Origin of the sequence: Candidatus Nitrospira allomarina (assembly GCF_032050975.1) — a bacterium.
In the GTDB taxonomy this organism is placed as follows: domain Bacteria; phylum Nitrospirota; class Nitrospiria; order Nitrospirales; family UBA8639; genus Nitrospira_E; species Nitrospira_E allomarina.
In genome coordinates this window covers 1,160,645-1,178,669 of the sequence record NZ_CP116967.1, presented here as the reverse complement: position 1 = coordinate 1,178,669, position 18,025 = coordinate 1,160,645, and the positions used below count along the sequence as shown (strand labels likewise).

General features: G+C 48.4%; 14 protein-coding genes. 5 read left to right on the top strand and 9 right to left on the bottom strand.

Features of this window, described 5'->3' with window-relative positions:
- Positions 1-189: 189 nt before the first annotated feature.
- The 4 genes from PP769_RS05110 to PP769_RS05095 all read left to right on the top strand — a co-directional run bounded on the left by PP769_RS05110 (position 190) and on the right by PP769_RS05095 (position 6,145).
- The gene (locus PP769_RS05110) at positions 190-636 is read left to right on the top strand and encodes a response regulator (protein WP_312645833.1); all 447 of its coding nucleotides are present in this window, start codon (positions 190-192) and stop codon (positions 634-636) included.
- 293 nt (positions 637-929) lie between these two features.
- Entirely contained in the window at positions 930-2,363 is a 1,434-nt protein-coding gene (locus PP769_RS05105) for a c-type cytochrome (RefSeq protein ID WP_312645832.1), read from the top strand.
- Between the two features lie 100 nt (positions 2,364-2,463).
- Positions 2,464-4,077 (top strand): PAS domain S-box protein, encoded by a 1,614-nt coding sequence (locus PP769_RS05100; protein WP_312645831.1) that lies wholly within the window; start codon positions 2,464-2,466, stop codon positions 4,075-4,077.
- A gap of 1,279 nt (positions 4,078-5,356) precedes the next feature.
- A complete protein-coding gene (locus PP769_RS05095; protein ID WP_312645830.1) occupies positions 5,357-6,145 on the top strand; it encodes a sulfite exporter TauE/SafE family protein in 789 nt (262 codons plus the stop codon).
- 18 nt (positions 6,146-6,163) lie between these two features.
- On the opposite strand, the gene PP769_RS05090 is transcribed toward PP769_RS05095, so the two are convergent.
- The 9 genes from PP769_RS05090 to PP769_RS05050 all read right to left on the bottom strand — a co-directional run bounded on the left by PP769_RS05090 (position 6,164) and on the right by PP769_RS05050 (position 16,980).
- Positions 6,164-7,168 carry a potassium channel family protein gene (locus PP769_RS05090; RefSeq protein ID WP_312645829.1) on the bottom strand — a complete coding sequence of 335 codons (1,005 nt, stop codon included), beginning with the start codon at positions 7,166-7,168 and terminating at the stop codon, positions 6,164-6,166.
- 100 nt (positions 7,169-7,268) lie between these two features.
- Positions 7,269-9,089: an SLC13 family permease gene (locus PP769_RS05085; protein WP_312645828.1), complete on the bottom strand. Its 1,821-nt coding sequence runs from the start codon at positions 9,087-9,089 to the stop codon at positions 7,269-7,271.
- A gap of 600 nt (positions 9,090-9,689) precedes the next feature.
- Complete coding sequence (locus PP769_RS05080) at positions 9,690-9,920, bottom strand: hypothetical protein (RefSeq protein ID WP_312645826.1); 231 nt, start codon at positions 9,918-9,920, stop codon at positions 9,690-9,692.
- A gap of 373 nt (positions 9,921-10,293) precedes the next feature.
- Entirely contained in the window at positions 10,294-11,361 is a 1,068-nt protein-coding gene (locus PP769_RS05075; RefSeq protein ID WP_312645825.1) for an SAM-dependent methyltransferase, read from the bottom strand.
- 158 nt (positions 11,362-11,519) lie between these two features.
- Positions 11,520-11,873 carry a hypothetical protein gene (locus PP769_RS05070; protein ID WP_312645824.1) on the bottom strand — a complete coding sequence of 118 codons (354 nt, stop codon included), beginning with the start codon at positions 11,871-11,873 and terminating at the stop codon, positions 11,520-11,522.
- Between the two features lie 183 nt (positions 11,874-12,056).
- On the bottom strand, positions 12,057-13,859 hold the full coding sequence (locus PP769_RS05065) for an ATP-binding protein (protein ID WP_312645823.1): 1,803 nt from the start codon (positions 13,857-13,859) through the stop codon (positions 12,057-12,059).
- Between the two features lie 144 nt (positions 13,860-14,003).
- Positions 14,004-14,405: a phage holin family protein gene (locus tag PP769_RS05060; protein ID WP_312645822.1), complete on the bottom strand. Its 402-nt coding sequence runs from the start codon at positions 14,403-14,405 to the stop codon at positions 14,004-14,006.
- A 599-nt stretch (positions 14,406-15,004) separates the two neighbouring features.
- On the bottom strand, positions 15,005-15,991 hold the full coding sequence (hpnA, locus tag PP769_RS05055; protein WP_312645821.1) for a hopanoid-associated sugar epimerase: 987 nt from the start codon (positions 15,989-15,991) through the stop codon (positions 15,005-15,007).
- 98 nt (positions 15,992-16,089) lie between these two features.
- Positions 16,090-16,980 (bottom strand): polyprenyl synthetase family protein, encoded by an 891-nt coding sequence (locus PP769_RS05050; protein WP_312645820.1) that lies wholly within the window; start codon positions 16,978-16,980, stop codon positions 16,090-16,092.
- A gap of 862 nt (positions 16,981-17,842) precedes the next feature.
- Between PP769_RS05050 and PP769_RS05045 the strand changes: the two genes are divergently transcribed.
- On the top strand, positions 17,843-18,022 hold the full coding sequence (locus tag PP769_RS05045) for a hypothetical protein (protein WP_312645818.1): 180 nt from the start codon (positions 17,843-17,845) through the stop codon (positions 18,020-18,022).
- Positions 18,023-18,025 lie beyond the last annotated feature (3 nt).

Genomic DNA, 18,025 nt, shown 5'->3' with positions numbered 1-18,025 from the left:
AGACGTTAAATCAGGCTTAACGTCCCACCATATTTTCCGTTAGTACACATTGCCTCTTTCACTATAAGTAATTGAAATTATTCATATTTAATCCACTTGGTGTATTTGGCATTTGGTTTGCTGATGTTATTGACATAAAGAAGAAAAATCGAACGGCGTCTTAACAATATTTATCGAAGGAGGGTTCTCATGGAACAAACAGCCAGTCAATCTCGAACGGCGGCAATGTTTAGCGGTCAAGCCTCTTTGGGCCGGATCTTGGTAGTCGATGACGAACCGGATGTTCGCAAAGTTGTGAGGTTGTCATTGGAGAAAGCCGGATACAACGTGATTGAGGCCGAAGACGGTCAACAGGCTGTGCAAGAAATCAAACGTGAAGAAAACCCTCTTTTGCTGGACGTAATTCTCACCGACATCCGAATGCCCAAACTGAATGGAGTTGAGGCTATTCAGTTTTTTCAAAATGAATTCCCCCATGTATCGTTGATTGTGCTGACCGGATTCCCGGATTTAACGATGGCCACATCCTTGATGAAGAATGGGATTATTGATTATTTGGTCAAACCGGTTGAAAAAGAGAAACTTCTGACTGCGGTTGCGAAGGCCATGGAACAACGGGAGCTCAACCATCTATAAGAAGATTAAGAAGAAAGGGGTCTACTTCCCATCTTGTTGACGGAAAAGTCCTTTCGATGTCTGATCAACTATGAGGAAACTTTTAGTCTTTCATTTTGGTGTTGATTTTGCTCTTTCTATTAGGAAAGTGCTGAGCATGGGTTTTATGAGTCAAAATGCCCCAATTAAGGTACGCGTGGGATGGGGAATTTTTCCCCATAAAATATTCAAAAAAGATCTTTTAAATCACAAAACCCCGAACCTGATGAGAATGTCTTGTCTTTCTTAAACAATTATTTATGGAGGTTTTCCCGATGACTCACACGAGGAATGTCCACTTTAGAACTCAAGGCCATGTTCTCGTACTCACGGTGGGCGTCCTTCTTTATATTCTTTTTCCCGGTCCTCTTTTTGCCGCTGACGGAAAAGATGCAAAATCCCTGATCAGCCACACCTGTTCGACCTGTCATAAGTTTCAGGGCGAGGGGGAGAGCCGCTTTAACTTAAAGGCTCCGGATCTCATGTGGGGGGGCAGCAAGTTTCAGCGGGATTGGCTGATTAAATGGCTGACAGGAAAAGAACCGATGCTGTATGCCAAGAGTTACCGTTGGGATCAGGGTCAACAACCTGACCAGCACATGGCCGTCTCTCAACAGGAAGCTGAAGGCCTTGTCGACTATTTTGAGACACACCTACAGGACCCGCGAGTGAAACCGGGATCCATTGATATGTCGACCTTTAGTAAACAGGAGGCGAAGTTTGGAGAGGAAATCTTCATTCAACATTCCTGCATTGGGTGTCATCAGATTATGGTGGATGGGAAAAAGACGGGAGGCCCGCAAAGCGCCTCGTTCTTTAACTCGGGGAAAAGGCTGAAGGCTGATTGGATTTACCGCTTCAATTCCGATCCCCCTGACTTTGTGCCACACAGCGGAGAGTTTGTCGGGGATGTCAGTGCATTAGGGCTGCGATATGTCACGGGGTTTATTGCAACAAGAGGGAATGAGGACTTCCCCTATTATGAACCGTGGAAGAGCGCCGATTTCAACCACCCGAATATCGAAAACGGAGCCAAAATTTATCAAGAATATTGTGCTCAATGTCATGGGGCGGAGGGCAAAGGGGATGGTCCGGCGGCTTCAGGCTTGGAACCCAAACCGGCAGTGCATGCCAATATTCCCTTTGAAAAAATTCCTCTCGATTATCTGTATAACGTGATCTATTACGGGGGGAAAGCTGTTGGGAAGTCTTCCATGATGCCGTATTGGGGACTGACCATAGGCGGGACTGAAGGCGTATCCGATGTCATTGCGTATTTGAAGACCACGTTTAAGGGTGGCCCAGAGATGGCCGGCACGACTTCATCATCTGGTGGTCCTTTAGGAGTATGTCCACAACCACGCAACACGAAGCAGGCGCCTGGAAAATTTCGTCATATGACCAGTCCGTTACCCGCCTCGCAAGAGCACATCAAGGCGGGAGAAACGCTGTATCACGAAACCGCTCAACCCTTGGCCTGTAAGCAATGTCATGGCGATAAAGGGGACGGACAAGGACCAATGGGCGCGGCGTTGATTCCACATCCACGAAACTTTACCTGTGGAGAAACGATGAAAGATATTTCTGACGGGCAACTGTATTGGATTATCAAAAACGGATCTGCAGGAACCGGCATGATGGCCTTTTCCGGTATGCCAGACAACCAAATCTGGCAGGTGATTCAGTACATCAGAACATTGGCCAGATAACCTGGGATTTGGTTCAGACCCGTCGGGGGTGACAAGAAATCATTTCAGGGACTGGAGAAATCTTCTCCAGTCCCTAAACCTAACGAGTAGGAAGAGCATCATGTCCCCAGCACCAGAAAATGTACAGCAGGACAATACGGACACTTCACGTATGTTGAAACATCTTGAACAACACCACGCCCTCATTTTAAAAGCCGCGGGTGAAGGGATATTCGGGTTGGATCTGGAGGGTCGGCATACCTTTGTGAACCCTGCAGCCGCGAAAATGTTGGGTTACGAGCCCCAGGAATTGATCGGCCAACCCAGCCACTCTCTCTGGCATCACACCAAATCCGATGGCACTCCCTACCCGCAGGAACAATGCCCGAACTATGCATCGTACAAAGATGGCCAGGTGCATCGAGGCGACAACGAAGTGTTCTGGCGAAAGAATGGCACCAGTTTTCCCGTCGAATACTCCAGCACACCTATTCGAAATGATGAAGGGGCCCTGGTCGGCGCCGTTGTGGTTTTTCAAGATATTACCTATCGCCGGCAATGTGAAAAATCCCTTGAACAATTTCGTCGACACAACGATATGATTTTACAGGCTGCCGGTGAAGGCATTTTTGGATTAGACCTCGAAGGACATCACACCTTTGTCAATCCGGCTGCCAACAAGTTATTAGGCTATGAGGCCGGCGAGTTATTTGGAAAACCCAGTCACATTACCTGGCACCACACAAAATCTGATGGCTCTCCTTACCCGGCTAAAGAATGTCCAATCTATAAGGCCTATAAAGATGGGTTGGTTCATCATGGTGAGGAAGAGATTTTCTGGAAAAAAGATGGGACGAGCTTCCCTGCCCGGTATACAAGCACCCCGATCTGGGACGACCAAGGAAAATTAGCTGGAGCCGTGGTCACGTTTCAGGATATCACCGAAAAGAAACGTATGGCTGCTCAATTATTAGAAGAAGCTAAGCTTGCGGAAGTGACCAGAGTCCTTGGGGATATCGGGCACGATATCAAAAATATGTTGATGCCTGTGCTTTCCGGCGCAGATTTATTGAAGGATGAATTGGACGAACAGTTCCCCACCTTAATCCAGGAAAAGGCGAAAGGGGCAGAGACCAGTTATGCCAACAGCCTGGATCTGATAAGGATGATCGTTACGAATGCCAGACGCATTCAGGACCGTGTTAGGGAAATCGCGGATGCCGTTAAAGGTGTTACCAGTCCTCCACATTTCACACCCTGCCGCATACGAGACGTCGTGGATGGAGTGCTCGACACTCTTCGCACCTACGCCGCAGAAAAAGGCATTACCCTCCTGACCGATGGCCTTGATGCCCTGCCTGTCATTGATGCAGACGAACGTCGACTGTTTAATGCCTTTTACAATCTCATCAATAATGCCATCCCGGAAGTGCCCCGAGGAGGATCAGTCACGGTCGGCGGATCTCCAGGACCGCGTCCGGATACTGTCGAGTTGACGGTAGCCGATACGGGGAGAGGCATGCCGCCTGAAGTTCGAGACTGCCTCTTTACCGCTCAGGCTATCAGCACCAAAAAGGAAGGAACAGGGCTCGGGACCAAAATTGTCAAAGATGCCATCGACCTCCATCACGGTCTCATTACGGTCGAAAGTGAAGAGGGCCACGGAACAACGTTTCGTCTTGTTCTTCCCATCACTCAAATCACTTCATCTCCAGCCAGGTCTGGGAACTCATGACATGGTCATGCGATACGAGGAAGATTCATACTTTTTCCAACCCGAATATGGAGGAAATTTTCTCCAGACTTTTGAACCCGTTATTGCTGTAATCTTCTTAGGGCTCAAAACGTTCTTCCCAAACTAAAAATTCCCTATTTTCCCTGGACACAATTACAGGTCAAAACCCCTCAGCCTCTCTCAAACTATCTTGCTTTCAGGAAAGGCGGGGAGAGAAAATGAATCCTTTTAAAAAGATTTTTCTTCTTATCCTTCTTCTCTGGTTGATCCGTGTGACATTCGTGTGGACAAGGAAGCTCCGATGGCATGTCCGTCTTTTCTCTATAGTTCATTTTGGGATGAACTGGCTGTGGCAAATCGGGCTAGCTTGACTCCATTTATACACGCTTTGAGATGAGGACAAATCCAGGGTGACAACATCCAATACAGCATTGTGATCACTGAGATCTATGAAAAGATGGGGAAATGAAAACTGCGAGGACGCCCCCTCGAGACGTCCTTTCCCAATGATTGTAGCAATATTACCAGTGACATTCCCCAATACGTGGCCGTGACGGACCGGGTGGGGGGTACCGACAAACCGCCCTACAAATTCGAATTATTGGCCCGCTCCATGCAATGAACAAACCTTCTACCCAAAACCGAAACATCACCATTCGGCAGCTGTGGGTTGTCTCCAAAATTCTGCAGAGAATGATGTTTCTTCAGAGACACTCATTGATGGGGATCCTGACCAACCCATGCGTGCCAGAAATCCTTTCGGCCAATTCTAAATGCCTTGTACACAACCAGTACGGATTTTTTTGCCCGCTGGTCAATTTCTATTCAGGTGACGTGCAAACAACCTCATTTCTCCTCACACGCTGAAAAACGTTAATCTCTTCTCGGTACAACCAAGCATCGAAAACAAGAATAATGAGAACACCTTCGTCTGAACCGAGGACTCTTGTCTCATTCGATTTCTCCCCATACAATGAACTCATATTCCGCTTTAATATTTTTTCATTCATACTCGGGAGATTTCATGCAGTATGCTATATGATGTCTGAAAACTTATCCGCATGGCCTTGGGCAGGGTCATGGATTCGTTATCTTTTCATGCTATCCAAGGGAGACAAGGAGACATTTACCTCCCATTTTTTCCTTTCGTTCTTCCTGTAATATTTCATTGCCAATTATGCTGGTTTACATTACCCACGTTGCTAGTTAACGCATGTCGCACGCCTCTGACGCCTCAGGCATTATTCTTTCACTCGTCCCTCTTTCAACCTAATTTCTCATGGACTTCCACTATCTGTTGGCGCTTCTCTCTGGTGGGATCGTCGGCGTGCTGTTAGGGGCCACAGGAGGGGGCGGATCGTTGGTGGCCATCCCCTTATTAGTGTATGTCGTTGGCGTACCGGTACAAAATGCCACGACCATGTCACTCATCGTCGTTGGCTATTCGGCCCTTTTTGGAGCATGGCATGAGAGTCGACAACAACGGGTTCACTTTATCTCGGCCATTTTGTTCAGCCTGACCGGAATGTTCGGCGCTTGGATTGGGGCTCATGGCCACCAGCTCGTTCCGGACTCCCTGGTCCTCTTTGCATTTGGCAACCTGCTCCTGTTTATTAGCATGTGGACGTTTTGGAAAAATTATGAAGGAGAACACAACGACGTTCCGAGCGGATGCGCAAAGGAATTCTCCTGGCGCTGTGCATTGAAAGCCCTCACGTTCGGATGGGGAGTTGGACTATTGACCGGATTTTTTGGAGTCGGAGGAGGATTTCTCATTGTTCCCGCCTTGATGTTTCTCATGGGGTTTCCCATTCGCTTAGCTATAGGCACATCACTTTTGATCATTGCCCTAATTTCCATCGGCGGGGTAATCGGCCATTTTGAGGGGGCACACCTGGATGTGGTGCTTACAGGATTGGTGTTACTCGGCAGTCTTCTCGGGCTTCTGTTTGGTTCACAAGTCACTCAATCAATTCCTGCTCACCATTTGAGACGGGGCGTGGCCATATTAATCGGAGTCATCGGAATTTTATTGATCATGGCCAACGCGAGGCCACTCATCTTTTAGGTATGGAAGGGAATTTCTTTAAGCGGAAGGCGCATCCTCCGAAACCGGTTTAAACAATAACATGACGTCGCCCTGTTCGAGCCTATGACTTTTTTGAAATTCCCAGGGGGAAATAATCGTTCCTTGTCGATACACTCGGAGTAACACATCCGGCTGTAAATCCGAAGCCGTCTTCCCGACATCCTGCTTTTCCACTGTTCGCTCCTGGATATTGACCTTTCCCCCCGCGGTCAAAAAATCTTCTAAATAATCTGCCAAATATTGTTGGTCCACTGCAGCCGCCAACATATATCCGCCATATGTTGCCGGGGAAATAATGGTTTGCGCCCCTCCTTGCCGAAACAGTTTGACGTTTTCTTCTTCCTTCGCACTGACAATTACCCGACAACGGGAATTCAAATTACGGACAGTTAACAAAATGAGGGCATTGGTATCATCCCGCCCGGCGGCAATAATGACGGCTTTGGCTTCATTGAGGAACGCACCAAATTTCAGCAGCCCTTCCTGCGTCGCATCCCCTCTGAGTGCCACGACTCCCAATTCACCCGCGATGCGTACTCGTTCCTCACCGGGATCGATAACCAGAATATGGTCAGGGTTTGTACCTTTGGCGAGCAGTTCTTTGACGGTCGAATATCCGGTATGACCGAATCCGCAGATGACGACATGTTGATCGAGTGACCTCTGGAGTTTTGCCATGCGAAATACCTCGGTAAATTGCCTGAACGCCAATTGATAGGCGGTACCTAAAAAAATGACCCATAGAAATATGCGGACCGGCGTCACGACTAATGCATCAATCAGGCGGGCCCGTGTCGTGACCGGCACAATGTCCCCATAACCGACTGTGGTCACCGTGACCATCGTGAAATAAATCACATCTGAAAATGAGATCTCTCCATCTATTTGATCCTTGAGCCCGTTTCGATCCAACCACAGGATCCCCGTCAAAAAGCAAAACAGCATGACCACCAATATAATTCTGCTCAAGAGGGTGCGAAACGGATCAAGGTCGGTGGGCATGTAGACCACCCGCCTAAAAAAGAGACGGGAGGACTTTCGGGAAGAATGGGTTCGGAAGGAGAAAGCCACTTTTTCCTCTTAATTCTTACTCAGAAATCCGTTACCCTTGACCCGTTAAGGGCCACATGAAGACTAAGAGAGGGAGGGAGACCACAAGAATCAACAACTCTAAAGGCAATCCCATCCGCCAATAGTCCCCAAATCGATATCCTCCGGGCCCCATGACCAATAAATTATTTTGATGACCTATTGGAGTCAAAAAGGCACACGATGCCCCGATAGCCACCGCCATGAGAAAGGGATCTGTATTCACCCCAAGATTCAGGGCCACCGCGACACTTAATGGTGCCATGACGACGGCCGTTGCCGCATTATTCATGACATCCGACAAGGTCATCGTCATGACCATAATCAGGCCTAAGAGCATTACGGGGGGAAACTCCTCCATCATGCCAACCAGAAACTGAGCCAACAGGGTCGTTGCTCCACTTCGTTCCAGAGCTTGCCCAATTGGAATCATAGCCCCCAACAATACCAGGACCGGCCAATCCACGGCTTGATACACATCCCTCGGAGATACAATATTGAATAGGACCATCCCCAAGGCGGCACAAATCAATGCAATCGGAAGTGACGCCAATCCGGTCATGGCGCTGCCCAAGGCCAGGGCGAATACCCCCCCAGCCAGCCACGCCTGACCAGGCTTTCCCAACTGAATTCCTCGCTCGGCCAAGGGAAGACATCCGAGGAGTCCGATCACTTCCAGGACCCGGTCCTTTTCTCCCTGCAGCAGCAGCACATCGCCGGCTTTGAACCGAAATTCCCTCAGCCTGCCACGGTAAGGAGTGCCTTGACGAGATGCTCCTAACAGATTAATTCCAAACCGGCTTCGCAGCTTTAAAGAACCCGCCATTCGCCCGACCAACCAAGAACGATCAGGAGGGATGACAGCCTCCAACAGCATATCTCCATCCTTAGCTGCTGATGGCTTTTTTTCAGAATCCTGAACCTCCTCCTTTGGCTGAGTTCCCGTTAACTTCAAACCCAATGTGGACACAAATTTATTAATACCTTGTGGTCCTGCCTCAAGGACGAGGACATCGCCAGCTTGAATGTGTTCCCTCCAAGCCGCCCCCCGAATAGATTGGTCACCCCGCACCAACCCAATAATTAAGGCGTCGGAATCCTCAGTGGCCAATTCCAGTTCAGACAGGGATTTTCCTATTGCCTTTGAATTTTCAGGCACCTCAACCTCTGTCAAATATTCCTGTATTGAAAACAGGTCTTGCGGCGCATTCTGAGACCGTCGAGCAATGGGAATGAGACGCCAACCCACCAGCGCCACAAAGAGAATTCCCACCAGCGCCATGATTCCTCCTACAGGAGTGAAATCGAACATCCCGAATGGCTCGCCGGTAACTTCTGCGCGGTAATGGGCCACAATGATATTGGGAGGTGTCCCGATTAAAGTAACCATACCGCCCAAAATCGTTCCAAAAGCCAAGGGCATCAACACCACGGCCGGGGACCGCTTGGCCTCAACGGACGATTGAATTGCCACCGGCATCAGTAACGCCAAGGCTCCCACATTATTCATGACGGTTGAAATCAATCCACCGAGAGAAGATAAGACAGCCACATGAAGGGACGGGGAAAAAGACGTGGCACCCTTGACATAACGCGTAAGAATTTCCACGACCCCCGCGTTACTCAATCCACGACTGATAATTAACACAGCCGCCACGGTGACCACGGCAGGATGACCAAATCCTAAAAATGCTTCTTCGGAGGGAACGAACCCCAACACGGTTGAAAGGAGCAAAGCACTGAGGGCGACGAGATCATAGCGCCATCGTTCCCAGATAAAGAGCACCAACAGGATTCCCATTAGGCCCAGGAAAAAGAGGTGGTCACTGTTCACAAATGAGATGAATCCTCTATCTGGGCATCGATGATGGGGATGGAACGGGGAGGGAAGCGGCCAAAACTCTCCTAAAATCTATAACAATACGCCATTACATGGCATACTCAGATTAATTTGAAATTTCTTAAACAATATAGCGTATCAAGGTTGGGAATGAAATGTTCTACAATTCCCAACCAGCAGGGGAAAAATAATATTCAGGGACTGGTTGGGATTCTTCCGGAAAAGGTGAGCCCAAGCATGCAGAGCTAAATGCCGGATTGGAGATCGCCCATGTCCCCATGGAGGGCATGCCCAATAAATGACTAAAGCAAAAATTGTCAGTCAAACTCAAGCGGTCATGCCAGAATAGCCGCAGATGAAAAATTAGCAGAGTTTCGAGGAAAGGACTATACCAAGGCCATGTGAATAAGAAAGTTAAATTTAAACTCACCCGATTCAGAAACGCCGGAAGAACCGAGAACTTAATCTATTGGTGCCAGGTTCCGGCCACAGCGGAGCACGAGAACTTCATCATGAACCAGAAGTCAATCGGTACCTGAGAGAGTTATTCCTCCCAAGTCGCACCCGATCTCTCAAAATTTTCTGTCCGCCTTTTTAGGCCGTCAATCGAGCAACAGGAGTCCGTGGAGCTCTCCGTAGCCGCTTCCGAAATGGAATAACCTGCGCCTGAACCGGACCATCAGTGCGATGATGATTAATGACGGGGTCCATCAGGTTCCCGCACATAATACATCGATACGCTTTGATCCAAAGTTCTCCCATCGCCCCCTTGATGTCCAGACAGTCATCAACCACCATAAGCCCATCACATCGTACACACTTCATAACTCTCCCTCCTTTGAAAGCCTCCTGCTTCCCACTCTTCTCAACAGGTGAGTCAGTGCATCACGCGTGCCACGCACCACGTGAGATCTCGAAAAGCACCACTTAATTAGGTGTGTATGATTGCGGAAAATGAAAGGAGATCACTAGACAATCGAATGAATTTTTGGAGTCTACAATATTTTGTGATAAAAAAAAAGAGCCAACACACATTTTGTGTGTGCTGGAAACATTGACTAAAATTTAGGCATCATGCTCGTTTTTAAAAAAATTATTTTTTTGACTTATTTCTCACCACAATCCCCTTTCGCCTATGTCGGTTTAAAGAAAAATATGGTGAGATTTGGCAGGCTAGTGGATATTTTGACAGGTCATCTTATGAAATAGGCTGTAGACCTGGCCCATCAGGGAGACCCTTAGTTTTGAATACGAGAATGTCAAAAGTACTTCCCAAGCCGGCCGGCCTAGTTAGCACATCAATCTCTTCTTGATCAGACTCCCTAAGACCCGTTGGCCCTTTATAATCCAGAATTCCAAGATTTCTCAGCCATGTTCCTTGCGGGATAGGCCCTGCTACCTCAAAACCAACTTCCTCTGCGATAAAGCAAGCAGCCGTATAATCCACGTCTGCCGTCAAGTCTTGTTGGCCCACAGCGAAAAACGGGTCATACACTTGGTGCTGGTGATGGAAGGAACGTAGAGTCCCATTTCTATGCCGATGTGAATATAAATTTGAGGCATGATCACCATAATCGATAAAAATTACATACCCTGGATCCACAACTCTCCCTATGCTTTTGAGGAATTGTTTCAACTCCAAACAGATTTCTGCGACTTGCCCTCGCCCAAGCTGCACCCTATCGTCACTCAACCGCTCGGCTAGCTCCCTCGTTGAAAGTGTACATGATTGCTCAAAAAACTCGCCATCCTCATCCAGATCCACATACAATTCCAATACTTCTTCATGGCCCATTCCCATTACTCGATGAACGGGTAACGCATCAAGCACTTCGTTCCCGAACACAAATGTCGGTCCTGGAGTTAAACAGTCCAAATTGTTGATCGCGTGCAATCCTTTTTGTTTTTGCTGGTCCCGCAACCCAGGGCTTGGGTCTAGAACTAGGTATTCATGAGCGTTTTCAAGAAATGAAATAATATTGTTCCCCAACTGGCCTGTTCCTCCACCTAATTCCAAGACCCGCAGGTGAAATCCCAACGCCTTTTCGGCATACCTGATGGCTTGGGCAATGGCATATCCGAATGCCCGAAATCTTGCATTAGTGTCAAACGGCCCATCAGGACTCCCAATTTTGGGTGCCTTTGCATAAAACCCCATAGTTTCGTCATATAAGGCCGCCGCCATAAAGTCCCTGAAGGTCATTGGCCCTTGCGTTCGAATTTTGGCTTTTAAGGCCTTTCCAAGCTCCGTATCAATCCGGTTCAAGACAAGTCCAGGCTAAATTTGTTGGTTGTGTGAGTGAAAAATGGCATAAAACGAGGTTAGGAGCAGATCATGAAAAATGATGCGGAGAAAATATGTCACAAAAAAAGGGTGCCATTGCTGGCACCCTTCCCCTGAGTATTCACACTGCAAAAAGTAAATTACTTAATGACAGTCGATTTGGCCCCGGCCGGATTCGGGTTGGTTTTGTTGAGTGGGCCTTCGACTTCAGGCAACCGACCGGCACCAGCCGACTTTTGGATCCGGCCACGATTAGGATCACTAACATCATTCATAGCAGCTTTGCTGCCAAATTCTTGAGAAGACAACAGACTCTTTTCTCCTCCAGCGTTCGTTTGACCAGGATCATTAGCCGTAGCCTGACCGGTCACTGGAGACTTTCCAGCAGCCGGATACCCCGGATGAGCTGGTAATAACCCCGGATTGGCAAAGGCCATTGATAGGGCGAAGGTGCTAGCACCCACCGTTCCAAGAAAAATTCCAATCCCTTTCATAAGACCGCTCCTTTGTTGGTTATGACTGGTTAACAATAGAAAATGGTCTGGATATGTACATAGCCCAATTTATTCAAATAGAAAAGGCGATCTTATTCAGATTGGCCGGTAGTGTCAAGCTTACCCAACCAAAATGGCAAAAATTTTGAAATGGCACCGCTTCAGGTACTGTTTTTGGTTCAATCAAGCTGGACGGCGTGGCCGATATGGAGTTCGTGGTCGTGGGGCTGGCATAAGAATAGTGACGGTCGTTCCCTTTTCTGGCTCACTAGCGATACTGATCTGACCCTGGTGCTCCTCAACGACTTTTTTCACGGTCGCCAAACCCAATCCAGTCCCTGATCGTTTTGTGGTGAAATAGGGTTCAAACACCTTATCCACAAATTCGGCCGGTATGGGCACTCCATCATTGGCGATAATTATCTGAAGTTCCGGTTTTCGAGCTCTAGTGAGCATGACTTCCACACGCAAATGCCCTCCTGGAGACATGGCTTCAATGGCATTTTTGAAAATACACAGGAATACATGCTGCATTTTCACTTCATCCCAACGGACTTGGGCCAACCGAGCCGGCACCTTTTTGAGGACCTCAATCCGATTGACGCGAATGTCCGTCGACACCAACGAAAAAGCCTTATCCAATAAATCCTGAACCCGGCACATTTTTCGATCAAGTTCCAACGGTTTGGCAAAATCCAGAATTTCATTTAAGACCGTTTCAATACGAATCATATCCCGCATGGCATTTTCCACCCGGGTTTGCGAATCGAAATCAAGGTCGGCATCGGTCGTAATTTCTTCTAACTGAGCCCTGATAAACCCAATAGGTTCACGGATTTCTGTAGCCAGAAACGAGCTCACTTCATGCAGTGCGGCACGTCGCTCTTCCTTACGAACATCCCCTCCCTCCGGTTGAGCAGTAATCACCTGCCCTTTGAGAGCAGGTTGTTCGGGTTGAATCGGGGCAACCTCCATGACGGAGAGATGACACGACGGGTCTTCAAACAATTCCACCAATTTGGTCGAAATGGCCTCGAGGCTTTTCGATTCGGTCCCAATTTGATCGAAATTATTGGGATTTTTTGACGCTAACGTAACAGTCCCCGCCACCCGTCCCCTGACGTAAAAAGGAACGACAATGGTCGACGCGAACCGATCACGATAGAGCTGTTTATAGTCGTGAAAACGGCCTTGGGTCGAAGCCAAATTATTGTCACAGCGAGGCTTTCGATGACGAACAGACCATCCGGAAGCCGAATCATCTAGAGAGAGAAGCTGCCCTGGGCTCACATCTTTTTTCTGAGTTCCGAATACACCCAACACTTCCAGCGTCGCGGCAAGAGGGTCATAGATGCTGACCCAGCCGCGATCAAAGGACAGCCCCCCATTGACTTCTTCCGTCAAAATGCTCCCTATCCGCTCTTGGACTTCCGCATTCGAATACGTTCGAGCCACGGGCGCAGGCCCCTCTTCTCCAGCCACACCCATCGCTAAAGGCTCATTACCCACTACTGGCTTGCTCAATATCAGTGAGGAACCAAATAGCCCCGCTTTCTTTAATTCTGTGGAAATATGCGAGACATTGGTGGAGAGAGTCGTCTTTTCTCTTTTGGTCAGCGCGGAATTTTCTCTTCGGGCCAATACCAGTGTGCCATACACCCGGCCGCCAAACTTTAAGGGAAGGACCAAAGCAACCTTGCTCCCAGGAGTCACCATGCGAATTCTGAGTACGCTCTCCAACTCTCCGCCCCCACCATTCCGAACGGCCAAACTTTTCAAATCCTCCATTGAAAGCGCACGAAGAATCGCGCGGACTTCTCTAGGGGAAAACCCACGGGAAACCTGCTCGACCAATGGTCCACCATCATGAGTCATAATCGCGACCAAGACCGCTTCCATCCCGACCTCATTGACCACGGAAGTCAGAATCTTTTGAAGGGTACTTTGTTGCTTGGTTGCTAGTGTGGATTCAAGACGATTGGACATGCATGCGTTTCCTCTCAGAATTTTTGCGCACAATGAATTGTCGGATATACCGATGGTTAAGGGGCGAAGGGCTTTTCCCCAGCCCTCTAAAAATTCCCGAACCTCTCCTTAACGCTAGGATGAAATATCCAAGGAGTTGTCCCGTTAATTTATATGGCGAATTTTTCGACCCGATGAAGAATGCGTGACAATTTCTATTTGGCCTTGTTCGGAAATCCAGAGATTTAATACCCCACTAACCAGACTAATAATGATCGCGCCGCCCACCGCTGGCCAAAATCCAGAAACAATAAATCCTTTCACCAGAATCGATACCAGATAGAGGAGGAATCCATTAATGAGAACCATGAATAGCCCTAAGGTTACGAAAATAAATGGGGCTGAAAGTAAATAAAGCACGGGGCGGATGATGGAATTGAGAAATGCAAGAATGACCACTGCGGCAATCCCCGACGCAACCCCTGTGATTTCAATGCCGGGGATTATCTGGCTTGCCAACAATACCGCAAACCCCGTGATCCCGCATCGAATTAGAAATCCCTTCATGGTAGCATCATACCGGCCCTGCGGTAGTGGCCTCAAGCGACACGACCCGCAATGTGGTCAAAAATTCTTGAGGATGCCCCTTCATCCCGTCTCAAGACTCGGCAATCATGGAATTGAACCACCCTCGCCACAATGAAGAGAGTAGGACTGTGGTGAACAGGAGATAAATAAAGCAACTTTCTACGCCCATCCGCATTTCCCCAATGCAGAAGCCCCCCAAATTAAATTAAAAGCCCGGACATCACGCTAGAGACAAATACCTAATAGCAGCTTCCATTCACCACCTCACAAGAAATGGGGTCTGTTGCGTTTCGCCCCCCCTCCATACAAGAATACCCAAGATTAAGAGAGTAATCCGACGACCGCTCATCCCGGCATTGGGATTCCGTCCGAGCCGAGGCCTATTCACCCATAAAAACAATTCCCTGCGTGAGGCCGAAAAACCTGCCTGTCAGACGGTATCCGAAGATTTTTTCCCACACAGAGAATGGCACTAAAAAGACAAAAGCATCGGGCATGAGATACCAATGTGGGAAAGCAGAAAAATAATAGATTCCACAATATGGCTTTGTTGATGAGCAAAGCTTGCGGGGGAGAGATCAGCCGTATCCGTGCTGGCGAAACCACTGCACGGCTTTTTTGAGTGCTGTTTCCACCGGGATTTGGGGAAGCGACAGTTCCTGGCGCGCCTTCGTGCAATCATAATGCATATGATACTTGGCCATCCGCACTCCTTCCAAAGGAATTCTGGGTGGACGATGGGTGACCAGATTGGCAATCCATTGATTCACATGCGCCATGGGAAGGACAAGCCGCCAAGGCAATTGAAGCCGCGGGGCAGGCACTCCCGTTATTCGGCTGAGCATCTGACATACTTCTTTCAGTGTAAGATTTTGATTTCCCAGAATATACCGCTCACCCACCCGACCGCGCTCCATCGCCCGGATATGCCCTATGGCCACATCTTCAACATCCACCAAATTCATCCCGGTCTCAATATACGCCAACATTCGGCCACGCATAAAATCTACAATTATTTGGCCAGTTGGAGTGGGCTTGACGTCACGCTCTCCCACTGGAGCCGTTGGATTGACAATAACCACCGGCAACCCCTCTTGAGCCATGCGAAGGACTTCCTGCTCAGCCAAAAATTTAGATCGCTTATAATCCCCTGCCAGTTGGGCCAAGGAAGGAAAGAGGGTTTCATTTCCAAGGCCTCCTTTATCAGGCAACCCGATCGCACCAATTGTGCTAGTGTAGACTATTCGTTGAACGCCTGATTCCCTTGCTGCACGGAATAAATTTTTGGTCCCCTCGACATTGATGGAATAAAAGATAGAAGGGTCTCGATCCCACAACGCATAATGCGCCGCCACGTGATAAAGCCCTTCGCAGCCGGCAATAGCTTTCTTGAGGGACAAGGGATCCTGCAAATCTCCCTGAACAGTTTCGACGTGTAACCCTTCAAGATTTTTCCGATTACTTGTGGGCCGAATTAGTACACGGACCTCATCGCCTTTCGCAACGACTGCTCGTGTCACCGCAGCCCCAATGAAACCCGAAGACCCTGTAATGAGTACTTTCATAAAAATCTGAGGTTGCCAATGTCCCAATAACAATACAGCATGCCTTGCACAACCAACCTGTTGTCAATGAGAAGGAGTAAAAACGGTGTAATGTCGCTTCAAGACCGTCGGGCCATTATATACGTGGCAATGTGTCGTAAGGGGTCAGCCTGTTTATCAAAAGTATTCAATCGGGCTATCGCCCGCTGGACACATTCCTCTCCCAGTTGCCTCGCGCCATCAATCCCAAAAAATGAAGGATAGGTCCGCTTTCCTCTTCTTTCATCCGTCCCTGCATCCTTTCCCAATTCTTCCCGTGTCCCAACCATGTCCAACACATCATCGGCAATCTGAAAGGCCAGCCCAATATCCTCGGAATAGTTGGTTAAACATTGCATTTGCTGGGTCGTGGCCTCTCCGATAATGCTGCCAATCCGGACTGCGGCACGGATCAGACGCCCAGTCTTAAAGGTGTGGATTCGTTGGAGGTGAGCTAAATCAATCTCCTGATTTTCCGCCTGAATATCCATTACCTGTCCGCCCACCATTCCCTGGTGGCCAGAACCCTTTGCCAGTTCCCGCACAATGGCTAACTGCTGAGCGGTCGAGAAACCCTTTGTGCCATCAACTTGACTACATAATTCAAACGCCATCGTCAACAACGCATCACCTGCCAAAATCGCCATGCCATCGCCAAATACTTTGTGATTGGTTAACCGGCCTCGCCGATAGTCATCGTCATCCATCGCCGGAAGATCATCATGAATAAGAGAATACGTATGGACAAACTCCAAAGAAGCGGCGAACGGTAACATGGCGTCCCGGTCATACCCCAGCGCCTGGGCAGCGGCAATCGTTAAAATCGGACGAATGCGTTTTCCTCCACCCAGAAGGCTATACCGCATGGACTCATACAATCGTTGAGGATTGGCCGAGAGCAGAGGTATGCTCTTCTCCAAAAACTGGTCAACCCGTTGGCGCTGTTGGTCTAAATAGGCTTGAATGTTCACAAAGGAGCGAATAGACGACGTGGAAGGATGGATGGAATCGTTGGTGACCCTATCAAATGGTTTTTTGGAGTGTCAAACTGTGATCCTAAAACCCAGGGACATCGACTCAGTAAACGGGTCCAGAAAGTTTTCTTCATTGTTTTCATCTGAATTACTCAGTATACTTTTCTACTATGAGCATTCGAAATCGAGCCGGAGATTGGGAGCCCCTGTTATTGGGTATCGAACCCGAATTGTGCGGAGTATGTCATGAAGGCCTGTACCGGAACCTTACCATGCTCCGTGGAGGATGGTCTCGTTGCAGCATCTGTGAACATTTCGTTCATTATAGTTGTTTGGCTAGTGGAAAGGTCTCCTATCTGAAAAGACGCCCGCGTGTGTGCAAAACATGTGCAGACCAGCAGACTTTCCCCCAACCTGCCATGCCCATCCCTTCGGTGCCTGCCGAAGTCAAATAATGGAACATCCAGGGATTTCAACCCCACAAGCTATGGTTTCTCCTCGACTTTCAGCATCGTTTCTCCATTTTTTTCTGGCTCCCATCCTTTGTGCATTTAGTGGTTTTCATACAGCCAGCTATCTGTTCGTTGGTCTCTACACGTGGCCTCGAACCAGTCGGGTGCTTGTCCTGACCATTGGTATGCTTATTTTCTCATATGAATTCATTTATAAGAACCATTTGTCACGCCCTACTTCCACATGGAAATATTCTTCTTTTGAATCGGTATTCTATACCTGCGTTCTTCCCTATATCATCGGGGCAGGAGCACTCTTGGTCCTCGCGGGCCTGTCAGAGTAGGGCAGCAATTCTGCCAGCACCCTTCAACCTGTATTGATCTGCACTTCCAGAGAGGATACAACCATGAAAAATGTGGAATTGAATGTGAACGGAACGATGCTAACAATAACAGTAGATCTGTCGAAGGATTTTGGGCCTTCTTCATCGGGCAAAACGACGATCATTGCCTCAACTGAAGGCAATGTCTCGATACCCGATCGAGAAGAAAAAATCGGGCTAAATATTTACAAGAAAAAAACCTAGACT

Coding starts and splice junctions, on each gene's coding strand:
- PP769_RS05090 (WP_312645829.1), bottom strand. CDS start 7,168: ATGCCCACCGACCTTGATCCGTTTCGCACCCTCTTGAGCAGAATTATA.
- PP769_RS05110 (WP_312645833.1), top strand. CDS start 190: ATGGAACAAACAGCCAGTCAATCTCGAACGGCGGCAATGTTTAGCGGT.
- PP769_RS05100 (WP_312645831.1), top strand. CDS start 2,464: ATGTCCCCAGCACCAGAAAATGTACAGCAGGACAATACGGACACTTCA.
- PP769_RS05065 (WP_312645823.1), bottom strand. CDS start 13,859: ATGTCCAATCGTCTTGAATCCACACTAGCAACCAAGCAACAAAGTACC.
- PP769_RS05060 (WP_312645822.1), bottom strand. CDS start 14,405: ATGAAGGGATTTCTAATTCGATGCGGGATCACGGGGTTTGCGGTATTG.
- PP769_RS05070 (WP_312645824.1), bottom strand. CDS start 11,873: ATGAAAGGGATTGGAATTTTTCTTGGAACGGTGGGTGCTAGCACCTTC.
- PP769_RS05045 (WP_312645818.1), top strand. CDS start 17,843: ATGAAAAATGTGGAATTGAATGTGAACGGAACGATGCTAACAATAACA.
- PP769_RS05080 (WP_312645826.1), bottom strand. CDS start 9,920: ATGAAGTGTGTACGATGTGATGGGCTTATGGTGGTTGATGACTGTCTG.
- PP769_RS05105 (WP_312645832.1), top strand. CDS start 930: ATGACTCACACGAGGAATGTCCACTTTAGAACTCAAGGCCATGTTCTC.
- PP769_RS05095 (WP_312645830.1), top strand. CDS start 5,357: ATGGACTTCCACTATCTGTTGGCGCTTCTCTCTGGTGGGATCGTCGGC.
- hpnA (WP_312645821.1), bottom strand. CDS start 15,991: ATGAAAGTACTCATTACAGGGTCTTCGGGTTTCATTGGGGCTGCGGTG.